11 protein-coding genes are annotated in these 18,656 nt (G+C 41.7%); 6 read left to right on the top strand and 5 right to left on the bottom strand.

Annotated elements, in window-relative coordinates; translation table 11 throughout:
• Positions 1-140 precede the first annotated feature (140 nt).
• Positions 141-1,292 (top strand): aldose epimerase family protein, encoded by a 1,152-nt coding sequence (locus HWV58_RS06650; RefSeq protein ID WP_175633338.1) that lies wholly within the window; start codon positions 141-143, stop codon positions 1,290-1,292.
• A gap of 312 nt (positions 1,293-1,604) precedes the next feature.
• Here HWV58_RS06650 and HWV58_RS06645 read toward each other — a convergent pair whose 3' ends face one another.
• From HWV58_RS06645 to HWV58_RS06625, 5 genes are all read right to left on the bottom strand, one after another.
• Complete coding sequence (locus HWV58_RS06645; RefSeq protein WP_175633337.1) at positions 1,605-2,768, bottom strand: alpha-hydroxy acid oxidase; 1,164 nt, start codon at positions 2,766-2,768, stop codon at positions 1,605-1,607.
• Between the two features lie 148 nt (positions 2,769-2,916).
• Positions 2,917-3,738, bottom strand: a complete 822-nt coding sequence (locus HWV58_RS06640) for an amidohydrolase family protein (RefSeq protein ID WP_175633336.1) — start codon at positions 3,736-3,738, stop codon at positions 2,917-2,919.
• A 12-nt stretch (positions 3,739-3,750) separates the two neighbouring features.
• Positions 3,751-4,080 carry an L-rhamnose mutarotase gene (locus tag HWV58_RS06635; protein WP_175633335.1) on the bottom strand — a complete coding sequence of 110 codons (330 nt, stop codon included), beginning with the start codon at positions 4,078-4,080 and terminating at the stop codon, positions 3,751-3,753.
• 1 nt (position 4,081) lies between these two features.
• Positions 4,082-4,936, bottom strand: coding sequence for a fumarylacetoacetate hydrolase family protein (locus HWV58_RS06630; protein ID WP_175633334.1), 855 nt, complete (start codon positions 4,934-4,936; stop codon positions 4,082-4,084).
• A gap of 35 nt (positions 4,937-4,971) precedes the next feature.
• Positions 4,972-5,736, bottom strand: a complete 765-nt coding sequence (locus HWV58_RS06625; protein ID WP_175633333.1) for an SDR family NAD(P)-dependent oxidoreductase — start codon at positions 5,734-5,736, stop codon at positions 4,972-4,974.
• Positions 5,737-6,090: 354 nt separating this feature from the next.
• On the opposite strand from HWV58_RS06625, the gene HWV58_RS06620 reads away from it, so the two are divergent.
• The 5 genes from HWV58_RS06620 (at position 6,091) to HWV58_RS06600 (ending at position 18,615) form a co-directional block, all read left to right on the top strand.
• Positions 6,091-8,826, top strand: a complete 2,736-nt coding sequence (locus tag HWV58_RS06620; protein ID WP_175633332.1) for an alpha-d-galacturonidase — start codon at positions 6,091-6,093, stop codon at positions 8,824-8,826.
• Positions 8,826-10,379: an MGH1-like glycoside hydrolase domain-containing protein gene (locus tag HWV58_RS06615; RefSeq protein WP_175633331.1), complete on the top strand. Its 1,554-nt coding sequence runs from the start codon at positions 8,826-8,828 to the stop codon at positions 10,377-10,379. The genes HWV58_RS06620 and HWV58_RS06615 overlap by 1 nt, the downstream gene beginning before the upstream one ends.
• Positions 10,380-10,620: 241 nt before the next feature.
• Positions 10,621-12,198 (top strand): glycoside hydrolase family 28 protein, encoded by a 1,578-nt coding sequence (locus HWV58_RS06610; RefSeq protein ID WP_235972673.1) that lies wholly within the window; start codon positions 10,621-10,623, stop codon positions 12,196-12,198.
• A gap of 1 nt (position 12,199) precedes the next feature.
• A complete protein-coding gene (locus HWV58_RS06605; RefSeq protein WP_175633329.1) occupies positions 12,200-15,010 on the top strand; it encodes a glycoside hydrolase family 95 protein in 2,811 nt (936 codons plus the stop codon).
• A 155-nt stretch (positions 15,011-15,165) separates the two neighbouring features.
• Positions 15,166-18,615, top strand: coding sequence for a malectin domain-containing carbohydrate-binding protein (locus HWV58_RS06600; RefSeq protein WP_235972672.1), 3,450 nt, complete (start codon positions 15,166-15,168; stop codon positions 18,613-18,615).
• Positions 18,616-18,656: the final 41 nt, after the last annotated feature.

The raw sequence follows: 18,656 nt of genomic DNA, 5'->3' as shown, positions 1-18,656 counted from the left end.
ATAATATTATAATCGTTAACTTAACGTTAATTATTTTTTTACTACTTTAGCGTTAACCAAAAATAAATCTATATGAAAGCATGCGGGTTTTAATCTGTACAAATCACGAATGCTTCATCACCCTAAAACCAATAATAAAGATGAAAAAAACATTCTTAAAGGCTTTGCCGCTGGCTACCTTGTGTGTAGCGCTGGTTATTACTTCGTGCAATACCAAATCGAATAAAGCAGCCGAAGCCGGTGCCCAAAACGATTCGTTAAAATACCAGACTACCATTGATGGCAAAGCCGTTAAACTTTACACATTAAAAAATAAGCAGGGGGCTTCGGTTTCGATTAGCAATTACGGAGGCAGGGTGGTTTCGTTACTGGTACCCGATAAAAACAATAAATTAACTGATGTAGTATTGGGTTACGATAGCATCGGGGCTTACCGTAAAAAAGGCGAACCGTTTTTTGGCGCGCTGATTGGCAGATACGGAAACCGGATTGGCAAAGGTAAATTTGCTTTAGATGGAAAGGAATATCAATTGCAGCTTAATGATGGTGTAAACACCTTGCACGGTGGTACCGATGGTTTTTTTGGCAAAGTGTGGGAAGCGAAGCAAGTAGACAGTACCAAACTGGAACTGAGCTATGTTTCTCAGGATGGGGAAGCTGGTTATCCGGGTAAACTGGACGTTAAGGTTACTTATACGCTAACCGACGATAATGCCCTGCAAATCGACTATGTAGCCACTACAGATAAAACCACTATTGTAAACTTAACCAACCACGCTTACTTTAACCTAAACGGCGAAGGCGACAGCACCATTTTAGATCACGAATTAATGATTGATGCCAGCGCTTATACGCCGGTAGATTCTACCTTGATTCCAACCGGTAAATTACAACCTGTTGCAGGTACTGCTTTCGATTTTAACAAAAGTAAATTGATTGGCAAACAAATTGGCGATAACGACGAGCAATTAAAATTTGGTAAAGGTTACGACCATAACTTTGCATTAACCCATCACGATGGTAAAGCACCGGTAGCGGTTGTTAAAAGCACTAAAACAGGTATTGTGTTATCGGTGATTACAACAGAGCCTGGATTACAGTTTTACAGTGGTAATTTTTTAACGGGCGCTGATAAAGATGGTAAAGGTGGTAAATCTTACCCTCACCGTTCGGCATTCTGTTTAGAAACGCAACACTTCCCTGATGCACCAAACCACGCGAATTTTGCATCTACGGTACTTAAACCGGGCGAAACGTATAAGACCAGTACAACTTATAAGTTCTCGAAATAGGTTAACTGTTTCATCTATCGGTTGGTGTCTCACCGACCGAAACACTGGATAGACCTCACAGGTTTTAGAAATCTGTGAGGTCTTTTTATGCGTAAGGCTTTTTGCCACGGAAGCACGGATAATGACGGAATAGCATGATTCTTAGAGCTAATCAAGTAGCCTATCTCGCCCCCCTTTTGAAGGGGGCAGGGGGATGAACTAGCACTGATCATGCAAAAACGCTATGAACTGGCTGATGCGACACCAACTAGTAAGAAAAGATTGCCAGTCAAGCTGGCAATGACGATCGTGCAAAGAGATATCTCGCTTAAATTACAATAACCTTTCGGGGAATTGCGAAATTTTTTCGATCGTGAGCTGTTGCATAATCTGATATAAATGGGTTTTAAACATATTGATGGTATGGTCTCCACCTTCATTACCCAATGCTCCAACGCCATACATAAACGGGCGGCCCATAAAGTTGAATTCAGAACCTACTGCATGTGCCCTGGCCAAATCAACCCCTGAACGGATTCCTCCATCCAGCATAATCTTGAGTTTTGATTTATAGGCTTCATTGCCGGCGAGTTTAATTAAAGAGTTAATCGATGATTCGCCCGCATCAATTTGACGGCCACCATGATTCGAAACAATAACTCCATCAACACCAATCTGTATAGCTGCCTGCATATCTTCATCGGTAGCTATACCCTTTAATACCAAAGGTCCTTTCCAAATTTCGCGGATGGCCGAAACCTTTTCTATATCCACCTTGCCTGTAAACGTTCTGTTCATAAACTGTCCGAGCTGCGACATGTCCATCCCTTTTTCCATATAAGGTTTTAAGGTGGCAAAAGAGGGGATACCATGCTGTAGTGTTTTTATACCCCATAATGGTCTTGCAAATGCCTGTAAGATGTTATTTACCGACATTTTAGGTGGTATTGAAAGGCCACTTTTAATTTCTTTATACCTTAATCCGAAGGCAGGTACATCTACCAGCACAACCAAAACCGGACATTCAACTGCTTTTAAGCGTGATAAAATATCATCCCTAAGTTTATTTTCAGTAGGGTGGTAAAGCTGAAACCAGGCTTTTCCTTCCGAAACTTCAGCAATCCGTTCGATACTACTGGTCGATACCGTACTCAATGTATAGGGGATATCGTGTTTAGCTGCCGCCTTAGCTAGAATTTCGGGCGCATTGGGCCACATTAAGCCTTGCAAACCGATAGGAGAAATACCGAAAGGAGCACTGTATTTGCGGCCAAAAAGCTCAACCGACATATCAATATCTCCACCAACACGTAAATAGTTAGGTTTTAAATATATATTATCGAAATCAGTTTCATTACGGACCAGATTTAGCCCTTCGTTACAGCCGCCTTCCAGATAATCGAATGCAAATTTTGGTATTCTTCTTTTTGCTTTACTTCTAAGGTCAGCTACCGAAGGATATTGAGAGTGATAAGGAAAGGTAATTTTTTTGCTCATTATTAAATTTATTGTCTTGGCCGCAGGGGTGTTAAAAACCGAAAACTAACACTATATATTCTAATCTCCATCCTGCACTATCGGCCATGTTTGGTTTCTGGAGAATTTAAGCGCCAGGTAATAGCCACACGGGGCTTAAAAACAGTCTTTAAAGACTATAAAAAACCTTCGCGTTATCAGAAAAGATCAATCTTCTTTTTGCAACAGTGAAACGTTCGGTATATTTATTTACTAAATTAAACCAATCCTCGTAAGGCCTGCTGAGTAACATTACCGGCCAGTCGCTGCCATACATTACGCGTTCAGGGCCAAAATGCTCAAATATTACGTCAAAGGCGTTAAACAGTTCTTGCTCTGTCCAGTTTTTCCAGTCTGCTTCAGTTAACAAACCCGATACTTTACATTGCACATTGGGGTTTGCAGCTAAAGTTTTAATGTTTTCAGCCCACAATTTCAAATCCTGACTTTTTACATCTGGCTTGCCACAATGATCCAATACAAATGGCTGATCGGGAATTTGATCAACCATTTGTATAATGGCTTCCAACTGGTCGTGATAACACAACAAATCGTATGTATAATTGTATTTTTTTAACTGTTTAACACCAGCAATAAAAGCTGGATTGAGGATAAAATCTCGATTCTCAGCCTGCAGGATGTGCCTCCAGCCCTTAATGGTTTTATGATTGTTCCAGTAGCTTAATCGCTCGTCAAGATCAGGGTTTAACAAATCAACCCAGCCTACAATGCCTTTTATAATTTCGTTCTGTCCGGCCAGGGTTAAAAGAAAATCGTTTTCTTCTTCCGATTGACTGGCCTGCACTGCAACACATCCGGTAATATTCAAATCGCTATACACCCTTAAGAGGTTTTTAGGAGAAAAATCTTTACGGATGGTTTGCATATCCTCATTAATCCAGTTATCTCTAACCGGGTCGAAATTCCAAAAGTGTACGTGGGTATCAATCATATTGTAAAAGCACTAAAGTTTAAATATCTGATCCATTAAGATCCATTTTTCGCCCGGTTTGGCACCTGGCAATGCCTGCTGGAATTTCCACATCAAAGTTTCCCATTCCTGCACTTTGGGGTTGGCTAAATCGGCCTTTCCTTTTTCTTCGAAGGAAAAGCTTTCGTTTACCTCCATAATCATAAATAACCGGTTACCCGTTAAATATATATCGAGGTTTTCGATCCCGGAAGCAATAATGCTTTCTTTAATTTCAGGCCAAACCGATTGGTGATATTGCTTATATTCTGCAATAAGCTGCTCATCATCAACCAGATCGAGCGCCAGGCAATATCTCTTCATATTAGTTTTCGCTGTAAGCTTTAACAGTCTGTTTACTTGTACCCAGGCCATCAATACCCAATTCCACTACATCGCCTGCTTTTAAGTACCATGGCTCAGGTTTTTGTCCTAAACCTACACCAGCAGGTGTACCTGTAGTAATTACATCGCCAGGTAAAAGAGTCATGAACTGACTGATATAAGCAATCATAAACGGCACATTGAAAATCAGGTTCGAGGTATTTCCATCCTGTAAAGTTTTGCCGTTAACGGTTAACCACAAACGTAAGTTGTGTACATCAGCAATTTCATCCTGTGTAGCAATAAATGGCCCGATTGGTGCAAAGGTATCGGCGCTTTTTCCTTTTACCCACTGTCCGTTACGCTCCAGCTGGAATTCGCGCTCGCTGTAATCGTTGTGCAATACATAACCAGCAATATGATCTAAGGCATTTTCTTCTGATACGTAACTGGCTTTTTTACCAATAACAATAGCTAATTCTACTTCCCAATCTGTTTTTTTACTGTTTTTAGGGATCACCAAATCATCATTCGGGCCTACAATAGCGCTGGTGGCTTTGAAGAATAAAATGGGTTCGGCTGGAATAGGGGCATTAGTTTCTGCCGCATGGTCTTTGTAATTTAAACCAACACAGATAATTTTAGAGGGACGTGCCAAAGCAGGACCTAAGCGCACACCTTTATCTACCTGTGGTAAATCAGCCGATGCAATAGCTGATTTTAATTTTTCAAGGCCATCGCCACCAAAAAACTCTTCGTTATAATCACTAACCAAGGCAGATACATCGAAATAGTTATCGTTGATAATTACTCCTGGTTTTTCTGCTCCTGCTTCGCCAAATCTTATTAATTTCATGTTAAAAGGTTCTTTATTGTATTTAAAATAGGGTATTAATTGTTCAGGGTCGTAAATCCACCGTCAATCGGGTAATCGCAGCCGGTAATAAACGAAGCTTCGTCGCTACACAAATATAAAGCAAGCGCGCCAATTTCTTCAGGTTTAGCCATACGGCCGATAGGTTGTGTTTTAGATAATTTCTCGAACATTTCGGGGATGTTATCCGGATAGTTTTTCTGTAAAAAGCCATCTACAAAGGGCGTATGTACCCTTGCCGGAGAAATTGAATTACACCTGATGTTTTCGCCGATATAGTCTTTCGCTACGCTCATGGTCATGGCTTTTACTGCACCTTTTGCCGTGCTGTAAGCAAAACGATCGGGCAAACCAATTAGTGCTGCAATTGAAGCCATATTAATGATAACGCCACCGCCAGCCAAACGGATTTGCGGAATAGCAGCATACAAACAATTGTAAACACCTTTAACATTTACGCGCATTACGCGGTCAAAATCGCTTTCTTCAGTGGTATCGGCTTTACCAATATGTGCAATACCGGCATTATTTACTAAAATATTTATGCTTCCAATCTGTTCAAAAACAGCTTTAACCGCCTGGTGGTCTGAAACATCGCAGGCATAACTAAAAGCTTGTTTGCCGGCAGCCTTAATTTCATCAAGTGTATCTTGTGCCTGTGCTGTACCTAGTTCGATGATATGTACTTCAGCATCCTGTTTGGCCAGAATAGTTGCAATAGCCCTGCCAATTCCACTTCCGCCGCCTGTAACTACTGCTCTTTTATTTTTGAGTGAAAACATGTTTGTTGTTTAAATTGATTGATAATGTAATATACGTATTTTGATTTGGCATTCTTAAATTATAAATTGAGCTTACCAGCGCCTAAAAAACGGACTTAATGTTATAATTGATTAGAATACGACTACAAATAAAATAAATATTGTTGATTAAAAATTTTATCTTCTTGTCTAAATATTAACAGATATTGTCATACCTGCCATAAACCTTTAAAAGGGCTTTACCTTGCATAAATTTTACAAAAGCCAAAGGCTAATTTACTTATATTTGAATATTATTTTTATATTTAAATAATATTACAACCGAATATTACACAAAATCCTAATGTTTAAGGGTTTGTTATTAGAGCCAATTGCATGAGAAATTTTCTGATTTTTATTTCCTGTTATTTTTTATCGATCTCTTTTTCAAGTGCCGCAAGTCGCACCGAAAAAAATATATTAATACCAGCAACTGCGCATGTAAGGGTAAAGTTTGGCGCCGAGCAGGTTTTAAAAGCTTTAAATAAAATTGGTTATCAGGCAAGCATAACAGCGCAAGGCCAAAAGGCTACAAGCAGGCCAGGTATCATCATCGGCATATTTACTGATGCGGTTTTGGCCAGCAAACTTCCGGCTGCCTTAAAAAGCAAAATAGCCAATGCCAAAAAAGAAGCTTATACCATTTATACAGATAAAAGTGGCACCTTATATATAGCAGGTCATGATGCATCGGGCACCTTATATGGTTGCATTGAACTGGCCGATAAAATTAACGAAACCGGTAAATTACCAACTGCACTAGCCATTTCCGATCAGCCAGAAATGGTACTCCGCGGAACTTGTATTGGCTTGCAAAAGCCCGATTATCTTCCTGGTCACGATGTTTACGAATATCCCTACACACCAGAAACTTTCCCCTGGCTTTACGACAAAGCCTTGTGGATTAAATATCTGGACATGATGGTAGAAAACCGTTACAATTCGCTTTATCTCTGGAACGGCCATCCATTTTCTTCTTTATTGAGACTGAAAGCCTATCCTTACGCAGTAGAAGTAGACGATGCCACACTTAAAAAGAACGAGGAAATCTTCAGGTTTTTAACCCACGAAGCCGATAAGCGGGGTATTTGGGTAATTCAGATGTTTTACAATATCATTATCCCAAAGCCATTTGCTGATAAACATGGTTTAAAAACTCAGGACCGTAACCGTCCGATTATTCCCTTAATTGCCGATTATACCCAAAAATCGATCGCAGCATTTGTAGAAAAATATCCAAATGTAGGCTTAATGGTTGCATTGGGCGAAGCTATGGAAGGCGTGGGGCAGGATGATATCGATTGGTTTACCAAAACCATTATCCCGGGTGTAAAAGACGGATTAAAAGCTGCCGGCATAAAAGAAGAGCCACCTATTGTATTACGCGCACACGATACCGATGCCCCAAGCGTAATGAAAGCTGCCTTACCGCTATATAAAAACCTGTACACCGAAAATAAATTCAACGGCGAAGCTTTAACCACCTACACACCACGCGGTGCCTGGGCAGAGCTGAACCGTAAACTGGCCTCAATCGGTACAGTAAACATCTCTAACGTACACATTCTGGCCAATTTAGAGCCTTTCAGATATGGTTCGGCTGATTTTATTCAGAAATCGGTGCAGGCCATGAACAAAATTTATGGCGCTAAAGGTTTACACTTGTACCCGCAAGCCAGCTATTGGGACTGGCCTTACACTGCCGACGAAGTAAAAGGACGCTTGCTGGAGGTAGACCGCGACTGGATCTGGTATAAAGAATGGGCCAGGTACGCATGGAATTCGCAAAGAGACCGCAACCAGGAAGTTAATTACTGGGGTAAGGCACTCGCCAATAAATATGGCACCACATTAACTGGCGGCAAAGCAATATTAAATGCTTATGAAGAATCGGGAGAAATATCGCCCAAACTCTTGCGCAGATATGGCATCACCGATGGAAACCGCCAAACCTTAACACTGGGCATGTTGATGACCCAATTAATTAACCCTTTCCGTTATGGTGTATTTACCTTAATGTACGAATCGGAAGCTCCTGAAGGCGAAATGATTATCGATTACGCCGAAAAAGAATGGAGAAAGCAAGGTCACATTGGCGAAACACCTGTACAAATAGCTAAAGAAGTGGTCGCGCATGGTCAGAAAGCATTAACCGCCATACAAAATGCAGCACCAACGGTAAGCAAAGATACCGCAGAATTTAACCGCCTTAAAAACGACATGTATTGTTACGATGCCATGGCGAACTTTTACGCCGAAAAGGTAAAAGCGGCACTCTGGATTTTACGTTATAAATATTCTAACAGTGTTACAGACCTTGATCAGGCACTTCCGTTTCTCGAAAAAAGCGTAACACATTATGCCGAACTGGTTAAACGCACCGAGAAAAGCTACCTGTATGCCAATAGCATGCAAACCAAACAACGCAAAATCCCGATGCGCGGGGTTGATAAAACATTTATACACTGGCGCGAAATGTTACCGGTTTTTACCAAAGAGCTCAACCATTTTAAACATAGTATCGATTCGCTAAAATCGGTTAAACAAGGAGCAACAGCTAAAACGGTAACCTATAAACCTGCTGATGTAAAGATTTTAAACCACCCTGAAAGCTATATTTTAGCCAAAGGTGCTGTTGTTTTTACTGACACAACCGTTAAAATTAAAGAGCTTGCCGATGAATTGCTGGGTTTAAAAGGCATTAAACTGGCTAAAGCAGATCAAATCAAAAACGGAACTGAAATTAAGTTCAGTACAGCTGTGCCGGTAAAATTACTGGTAGGATTTTTCAACCAGAAGAATTCTCAGTTCCTTGCGCCACCACAGCTGGAAACCGATGCAAGCGCCAATAATTATGGTCAGTCGGAAATTAAAATATCGAATGCCCTGGTGCCTTATGGTTTCCCTCCGGTAAATGTGCACGCTTATGCTTTTGCAGCCGGAACACATAGCTTAACTTTAGGCAAAGGGGCTTGTTTGGTTTTAGGTTTTATTGATGATAAACAGGAACTGCGGATTTTTAACGCTGGTTTAGATGGCAGGGGAAAAGACATAGATTGGTTATTTGAATAATGATAAATACAAGAAATTTGATAGCTGCTGCGACACTCTCGTTATGCACTATTACCGGTTTTGCACAGCAAAAAACTATTTTAGGAACAGAAAAGCTGAAGAAATACGTTACCTATTTCAATTCAATTGATACGGAAGCGGTAAAAAACTATGTTCCTAATGCCGAAGCACTTACCTGGCTGGCAGAGCAAATCCCTTTATTCGAATGCCCGGATGAAGTGCTGGAACAAAATTATTATTACCGTTGGTGGACCTACCGCAAGCATCTGGTAAAAACACCCGAGGGTTTCATTTTTACCGAATTTATTGAGCCGGTTAAACATGCTGGCAAATACAATTCTATTAGCTGTGCATTAGGCCATCACCTTTACGAGGGAAGGTGGTTAAAAGACAACAGTTACCTACAGGATTATGTGAAATTTTGGTTGTACCATGCTGATGTAGGTCAAACGAAGCAGCGTTTTCACCAATTTAGCAGCTGGATCGACGATGCGGTATATCAAAACAATCTGGTAAAGCCTGATCAGGAATTTTTAAAGGAAATTCTGCCTGCATTGGATAAAGATTATGCCAAATGGGAAGCTGAACGTAAACTTAAAAACGGATTGTTCTGGCAAAATGATGTGAAAGATGGGATGGAAGAATCGATAAGCGGATCGCGGAAAGACCAGAACCAGCGACCAACCATTAACAGCTACATGTATGGAAATGCCATTGCTTTAAGTAAGATTGGTAAAATGCTTGGTAACAACACCTTAGTTAGCAAATACAATCTCAAGGCAGATTCGGTTAAGAAACTGGTTCAGGATAGCCTTTGGAACCCAGCCTCGGCCTTTTTTGAAACCAGGAAAGCAAAGGGAGGTCATGCCGAAGTTCGCGAAGCCATTGGCTTTATTCCATGGGATTTTAATTTGCCTGATGATAAAGCTACCTATGCAAAAGCCTGGGATCAGCTATTGGATACCGCAGGTTTTAATGCGCCCTGGGGCTTAACTACAGCTGAACGGAGAAACCCAACTTTCAGAACACGGGGCTCGGGCCACAGCTGCGAATGGGACGGCGCGCTTTGGCCATTTGCCAGTTCTCAAACCCTAAAAGGATTGGCGAACCTGCTTACCAATTACAAGCAGCATGGTAAAATGAATGCCAGCGTATTTTATGCGGCGTTACATAAATTCGCTGCATCGCACACTAAAAACGGCAAGCCTTATGTTGGTGAATATCAGGATGAAAAGAATGGCGAATGGTTAAAAGGTGATAATCCGAGAAGTAGTTTTTATAACCATTCTACTTTTTGCGATTTAATTATCAACGACCTGGTTGGCATTAAACCACGAACAGACAATACTTTGGAAATATATCCGCTAATCCCTAAAAACCAATGGGATTGGTTTATCCTCGATAACGTTTCGTACCACAACAAAACTTTAACGGTATTGTGGGATAAAACCGGAACTAAATACAATAAAGGCAAAGGATTTCTGGTATTTGCAGATGGTAAAGTGATTTTTAAAGGCAAAGATTTGAAGCCAGTAAAAGTGCAGCTGAATTAAGGGGATGAAGCGATGAAATCGCTGATCACATACAAGCCCTGTCCGTAGTGTTAAGCACCGCGTCACTACGGATTAGTAAATAGGATTGAGTTTGAAACTCAACAAGTAGAGATAAATTATACGAATAGGCGATAAAATCGCTGATCACACCCGTCCTCGTTACAAACGAGGACGATATAGAGATGCTGAAATAAATCCGATAGTTATCGGATCAGCTTGACGAAATTTATTAATGAAGCAGATGAAATATTTAATCAGGACTTTAACTTTTGTAATTGCGATAACAGCTTCCGTAAGCCTTAGTGCCCAGAGCTACTATAATGTAATCAAGTATGGCGCTAAAAACGACAGCAGCAAACTCGCCACTACAGCCATTAAAAATGCCATCGAAGCAGCATCAAAAGCAGGTGGTGGTACCGTCTATTTCCCTGCAGGTAAATATTTAACTGGCGCAATCCATTTAAAAAGCAACATCACGATTTTGATCGATGCTGGCGCTGAGCTTCATTTTAGCGATAACTTCGACGATTACCTTCCGATGGTGAAGAGCCGCTATGAAGGGGTAGATGTAACCAGTTTCTCGCCATTGTTTTACGCCTATAAAGCCGAAAATATCTCTATAATTGGTCGCGGTATTATAGACGGGCACGGCAAAAAATGGTGGGATTTTGTAGAAGGTTATAAAGAAGGTCAGCCGATATCGAAATGGCAAACCACCTTTGCCAGCCTGAACAAGGATATAATCCTACCTGATGATCCGAAGCAAATGAGACGTGGCTTTTTGCGTCCGCCATTTATACAACCCATGTTTTGCAAAAATGTATTGATAGATGGTATCACCATTCGTAATTCCCCATTTTGGACGGTTAATCCAGAATTCTGCGAAAACGTTAAGGTCCATGCAGTCACCATCAACAATCCGCATTCACCCAATACAGACGGGATCAACCCCGAATCGTGTAAAAATGTACACATTTCAGATTGCCACATCAGCGTAGGCGATGATTGTATCACCATCAAATCGGGCAAAGACGCTCCGGGTAGAAAGATGGCTGTTCCTGCTGAGAATTACGTAATTACCAATTGCACCATGCTATCAGGCCATGGCGGAGTTGTAATCGGCAGTGAAATGTCGGGCGATGTGCGCAAAATTACCATCTCCAATTGTGTATTTGACGGAACTGACCGGGGAATCCGTATCAAGACTGCCCGTGGAAGAGGAGGTGTGGTTGAGGAGATCAGGGTAAGCAACATCATCATGAAAAACATCAGGGAGCAGGCCATTGTACTGGATATGCAATACGCCAAAACCAGTCCCGAGCCAGTTTCAGAGCGTACACCTACATTCAGGAACATCCATTTCGCCAATATTACGGGGCAGGTAAATCAGGCTGCCTATTTAAACGGTTTGGAGGAAATGCCTATCAGCAATATTACTTTTAACGATATTAACCTCGAAGCCAAAAGCGGCTTTTCGATCAGCAACGCCACTGATATTGAACTGCATAATGTATCCATAAATACACAAATTGGTGCTGCTGTAAAAGCCTTAAAAGTAAACAACCTCATTATTGATGGCTTAAAAAGCAATAAAACACCTGTAAATGCCGCTGTAGTAGATCTTACCAATGTTTCTGATTTGTTTTTATACAATGCTTTTCCTTCGGCCGAAATAAATAATTACCTAAAGTTGAGTGGCGCTGAAACCAAAAACATATTTTTAGGGAACAATAATTTCAGAAGGATAAAAACGCCGGTTAAAAAAGAAAAGGAAGTAACGGCTACCATCGAAATTATATCTGGCGACAAAGGACAATAACATGAAATTTAAATTTTTACTGGGCACTTTAATTTTAGCGGTAACCATTCAATCGAATGGTTGGGCGCAGGAAAATAATCATACTTTATGGTACAACAAACCTGCAGAAAAATGGACCGATGCCTTACCAATTGGTAATGGCCGCTTAGGTGCTATGCTTTTTGCCGGAACAGCCGAGGATCACATCCAGTTTAACGAAGAAACCCTGTGGACCGGCAAGCCAAGAGATTACAACCGAAAAGGTGCCTATAAATATTTAAACGATATTAGAGACCTGCTTTTTAAAGGGAAGCAAAAAGAGGCAGAAGCCCTTGCTCAGGCAGAATTTATGGGCCTGCAGAGCGAATCAGGTGATAGGAATGCCTGGGTAAGTCAGATGAAAGCGGGGAAGGGCATTCAGGGCAACCCTGCATTAACCAGTTTTGATGATAAGCTTTGGAAAACCATTAAAGTGCCTGCTTTTGATGGCTGGGAGACTGTGGGTTTAGCCAATTTAGACGGAGCAGTTTGGTTTAGAACAAGTTTTGATGTTCCAGAGAATTGGGTAGGAAAAGACCTCGTACTCGATCTCAACCGCGTTCGTGATCAGGATTTCACTTATATCAACGGTGAGTTGGTGGGCAACACCGATAACACCGAACCCAGAAAATATACCATCCCAGCAAAGCTGGTCAAAAAAGGCAAAAATATAATCGCCATCCAGGTACTCAATTATGCCGATAAAGGGGGATTGGTAGGTTATAAAGATACCAGCAAAAAGATTGGAATTTATCCCGTTGGCGCTGACATTTCGCAAGGCGTTTCGCTGGAAAAGGAATGGAAATATAAAATACAGGACGAAAATCCGCCTGCTATACCGCAATATCAGGCAAGTTATCAGCCTTTTGGCGATTTAAATTTATACTTCAGGCAAAGTAAATCGTTGGTTAGCAACTATAAGCGCTCACTTGATGTGAGTACTGCGATAGCTAAAACCACTTTTACGATTGATGGTGTAAATTATCAGCGCGAATATCTGGCTAGTCAGCCTAACCAGGCCATAGTAATTCATTTAACGGCCGATAAACCCAAAGCAATTAGTTTTGATGCCGTGCTATCAAGTTCGCACCGTAAATCGTCGGTAAAGATGCTTGATAACCAAACACTGTCTTTAAGCGTACAGGTAAAAGATGGGGCCTTAAAAGGAGAGAGTAGGCTAACGGCCATTGTTAAGAAGGGAACTTTAAAAATCGTTAACAACAAGATCAGCATCAATCAGGCCGATGAAGTAACGCTCTATTTAACGGCTGGCACCAATTTTATTAATGCACAGGATGTTTCAGGTTTGCCTGCTACTGCCAATGTTAAAACATTAAACAGCCTGAAAGGGAAAACCTATGCTGAAATTAAACAAACCCACATTAAAGAATACCAGCAGTACTACAACAAATTTGAGGTAAGTTTTGGACGTTCAGAAAATGAGCAGCTGCCAACTGATGAGCGCCTGGCCAAATTTGCAAGTTCAAATGATGCTGCATTTGCGGCTTTGTACATGCAGTATGGGAGGTATTTGTTAATTTCAAGTTCACGACCAGGTACACAGCCTGCTAATCTTCAGGGAATCTGGAACGATTTGTTAACCCCGCCATGGGGCAGTAAATATACCACCAACATTAACCTGGAAATGAATTACTGGCCAACAGAAATACTCAACCTTTCTGCTTTAAACGAGCCCTTATTCCAAAAAATTAAAGGCTTAACCAAAACAGGTAGCGAAACGGCCAAACAATATTATAATGCTCGCGGTTGGGTTTTACACCACAACACCGATTTATGGAACGGAACCGCGGCGATAAACGCTTCTAACCACGGCATCTGGATGACAGGCGGGGCATGGTTAAGTCAGCATTTATGGGAACATTACCAGTTTAGTCAGGATCGCAAATTCCTGGAAACAGAAGCTTACCCTGCGATGAAACAGGCGGCTTTATTTTTTGTAGATTTTCTGGTGAAGGATCCTAAAACGGGCTGGTTAATCAGTACACCTTCCAACTCTCCTGAAAATGGTGGTTTAGTAGCCGGCCCAACCATGGATCATCAGCTTATCAGATCGCTCTTTAAAAACTGTATAGCAGCTGCCAATGTGCTTCATACCGATGCCGATTTAAAAAAAACATTGGAAGAAAAACTAAAACAGCTGGCTCCCAACCAGATTGGCAAATTCGGCCAGTTACAGGAATGGCTTGAAGATAAAGACGATACCACCAATAAGCACCGTCACGTTTCGCATTTATGGGGTGTTTATCCGGGTAACGACATTACCTGGGATAGTGATACCAAAATGATGCAGGCCGCAAGGCAATCGCTGTTATATCGCGGAGATGATGCTACGGGCTGGAGTTTGGCCTGGAAAATAAACTTTTGGGCCCGGTTTAAAGATGGCGACCACGCCATGAAACTCGTAAAAATGTTAATGAACCCTGCCAACAACGGTGCGGGATCTTACGTAACCCTTTTCGATGCACACCCGCCATTTCAGATCGATGGCAATTTTGGCGGTGCAGCAGGCATAGCTGAAATGATTTTACAAAGTCATCAAGGGTATCTGGATATTTTGCCAGCCTTACCAACAGCCATACCTACGGGCAGCATTAAAGGTTTACAGGCCAGGGGTGGTTTTGAGGTGGATTTGAGCTGGGAGAACGGGACATTGACTTCATTTACACTTAAATCTAAAACCGGTGGAGATTGCACGCTGCATTACAAAAACCTGGTTGTGCAACTGCATACCAAAGCAGGCGAAACCTATAAACTGAACGGAGATTTGAAATGATAAGGAGTTTCAGGAATAGTTTTAATAATATTTTGAGTAGTAAAAGGTCCGTGGTGACACGTACCCTGGCAAAAGAGAATATTAGGTTAAAAAATTTCACGCGCCTTGGTCCGTGTCCGCACGGACTAAAATTTAACAAACGTGTATTTGTTTTATTGATCTTAACTTTATGGAGTATAAACTTTACTAAAGCTCAAATTCGCAAAGACATTTCCTTAAACACCAATTGGCTTACGGTTGCCGACGAGAAAAGCAGCACTGCTTTTGATGGCTTTCAGGCGTTTACCTATCAAACTCGAAACTGGAAAAAAGTTAATGTGCCGCATAACTGGGATCAATACGAAGGCTACCAACGCAAACTTCATGGCAATAAGCATGGCTATACCTGGTACCGCAAAACTTTCAAAACCAATGAATTGAAGCAAGGCAAGCGGTTCTTTTTATATTTTGAAGGTGTGGGTTCTTATGCAACAGTTTGGCTCAATGGTCAAAAGGTAGGTTACCATGCTGGCGGAAGAACAACATTTACGCTCGATGTTACGGCGGCAATTAAACTCAATAACAGTGAAAATATACTGGCAGTAAGAGCCGATCATCCATCCAATATCCAGGATTTACCCTGGGTTGATGGTGGTTGTTCTACCGAACGTGGCTTTTCAGAAGGCTCGCAACCCATGGGCATTTTTAGGCCGGTACATTTAATTGTTACCAACGAAGTACGCGTAATGCCCTTTGGCGTACACATCTGGAACGATAATCAAGTTTCGGAAAAAGCGGCTGTTTTAAACTTCACCACTACCTTAAAAAATTACAGTTCCAAAAACAGGTTCGTCACAGTTTCCAACACCTTGCTTGATGCCTCCGGAAAAGTGGTCCAGCTATTAAAACACAATGTTAATCTGGTGGCAGGAAAAGAAATAGATGTGGCGCAAAAAACCGCTACCATTGTTAATCCTAAACTGTGGTCGCTTAAAAATCCCTATCGCTATACTTTAAAAACAACAATTCTTGAAAACGGCAAGATACTCGACGAACAGCTAACGCCTTATGGCATTCGTTGGGTTAGCTGGCCTATAGGCGAACAGGCCAGTCAAAAGGTATTTCTATTAAACGGAAAGCCTGTTTTTATCAATGGTATAGCCGAATATGAGCATTTAATTGGTCAGAGCCATGCTTTTAGCCCTGAGCAGATCCGTTCGCGGGTGATGCAGATTAAAGCGGCCGGTTTTAATGCTTTCCGTGATGCGCACCAGCCGCACAATTTACTGTACTCAGATTACTGGGATAAGGAGGGGATTTTGTGCTGGACGCAAATGGCAGCTCATATATGGTACGATACGCCTGAGTTTAGAAAAAATTTCAAAACACTTTTAACCGATTGGGTAAAAGAAAGACGGAACAGTCCCGCAGTGGTTCTGTGGGGACTTGAAAACGAAAGTACCTTGCCTGAAGATTTTGCCCGTGAGTGCACCGAATTAATCCGCAAACTCGATCCAACAGCTTCATCGCAAAGAAAAGTAACTACCTGTAATGGCGGCAAAGGCACCGATTGGGATGTGCCCCAAAACTGGACAGGCACATACGGCGGCAATCCTTTAACTTATGGCGAAGATTTGCAAAGACAGGTTTTGGTAGGCGAGTATGGTGCCTGGCGAACCATTGATCTGCATGATGTTGATGCGGCTGGTAAAGGTTATACCGAAAACAAAATGACCGACTTAATGGAAACCAAAGTACGCCTGGCCGAATCGGTGAAAGATAAAACAGCTGGTCATTTTTTCTGGCTGTACAATTCTCACGATAATCCGGGACGGGTTCAGGGTGGCGAGGGGCTTCGCGATTTAGATCGGATTGGTCCGGTAAATTACAAAGGCATGTTTACCCCCTGGGAAGAACCTACTGATGTTTTTTACATGTTCAGGGCTAATTATGCGCCAAAGGCAACACAACCAATGGTTTACATTGTATCGCACACCTGGCCAAACCGCTGGAGCAAAGCCGGGGTAAAAGATAGTGTGGTAGTATATTCGAACTGTGATGAAGTTGAGCTTTTTAACGACATTAACGGCAAATCATTAGGCAAAAGAAAACGCGGTGCTATAGGTACACATTTCCAATGGGATAAGCCTGATGTTCAATACAATGTTTTATACGCTGTGGGTTATGTTAACGGGAAAGCAGTGGCTAAAGATCAGATCGTTTTACAAAATTTACCCCAAAGCCCGAATTTCAACTTGCTGGTTAGCGAGCAGCAAATCACAATCCCAGAAAAAAACTATCATTATGTTTACCGAATGAATTGTGGCGGCGATGATTATACCGACACTAAGGGCAATAAATGGTCGGCCGACAGGAATTTAACGGCGAACAACTGTTTTGGATCAAGCTCCTGGACAAAAGATTTCCCCGGTGTACCCACTTTTTTTGCCAGTCAGCGCCGTACTTTTCAACCCATAGCCGGTACTTCCGACTGGAAATTATTTCAAACTTTCAGGTATGGCCGTGATCAGCTTAAATACCACTTCCCATTGCCTGATGGCGAATATTTGGTTGAACTGTATTTTGTGGAGCCTTGGTTGGGCATTGGCGGAGGTTTAGATGCGAAAGGAATGCGCTTATTCGATGTAGCTTTAAACGGTAAAACGGTAATCCATGATTTAGACATTTGGAAAGAAGCCGGCAGCAATGCTTTGTTGAAGAAAACTATCAAAACTACGGTTAAAGGTGGCGCGCTTAGCATCAATTTCCCGGAGGTAAAAGTTGGGCAGGCAGTTATTTCGGCTATAGCCATTGCCAGCTTAAACCCGAACATTAAGCCTGCGCCAGCAAGCCCATCGCTTTTAACTAAAATAAAAAACGCAGAGCTGCATAACTGGCTCGATATAGGCGAGGAGCAGTTTATCGGAGAAAATACAGGTTTTACCAATTTGCCATCCAATTTGTTCGGTGCCGAATGGCTTAAAGCTTCTCGTGGACAGGAGAGTATCGAATTTACCGCAACAGATACGGTAGACACTTTTGTGGCATTGAACCGCAACAGCAGTGTGCCGCAAGGTTTCGAAGATACCAAAACCGCATTAACCAATAGTAAGGCAGAAATCTACCAACTGTATCGCAAAAGGCTTAATCCACGCGAACGAATTATTTTTGATAGCCGCACAGCAACTGTTTTCGTTTTACCTGTTACCCATTTACAACCCGCTTACGATTTAAAAAGCACCGCAACCTACAAAGCAACTGATGCCGCATTAAAAGGTAGCAACATTGCAAAAGAAGAACTGATGGGCAAAGAACGGGTAACTTTTAAAGCCAATACTGATGCCGTTTTAACCTGGCATATTGCTGTAGGTGTTGCCGATACTTACTCTTTAACCATTAAATACCACAATCCGTTTGAACAGGTGCTGAAAGCAAAACTCGAATTTTTAGCAGCAGATGGAACTTTAATGAAAACAGAACAGGTAGCATTTGCGCCAACCAAGGCTGGTAAATGGAACTATTACAGTACCAATACCGGCAGTATGATTAATGCGGGTTCCTATCAATTGAGAATTGTGGCTACTGAAACCAAAGGGCTCAGTATCGACGCTTTGGATGTTCAATAAGATAAGATGGTACAATATGTAGCCAAAATCTTATATGAATA

It is taken from the genome of Pedobacter ghigonis, assembly GCF_903166585.1.
GTDB classification, from domain to species: Bacteria; Bacteroidota; Bacteroidia; order Sphingobacteriales; family Sphingobacteriaceae; genus Pedobacter; species Pedobacter ghigonis.
The sequence above is the reverse complement of the archived record's forward strand: the minus strand, read 5'-3'. Positions and strand labels throughout refer to the sequence as shown.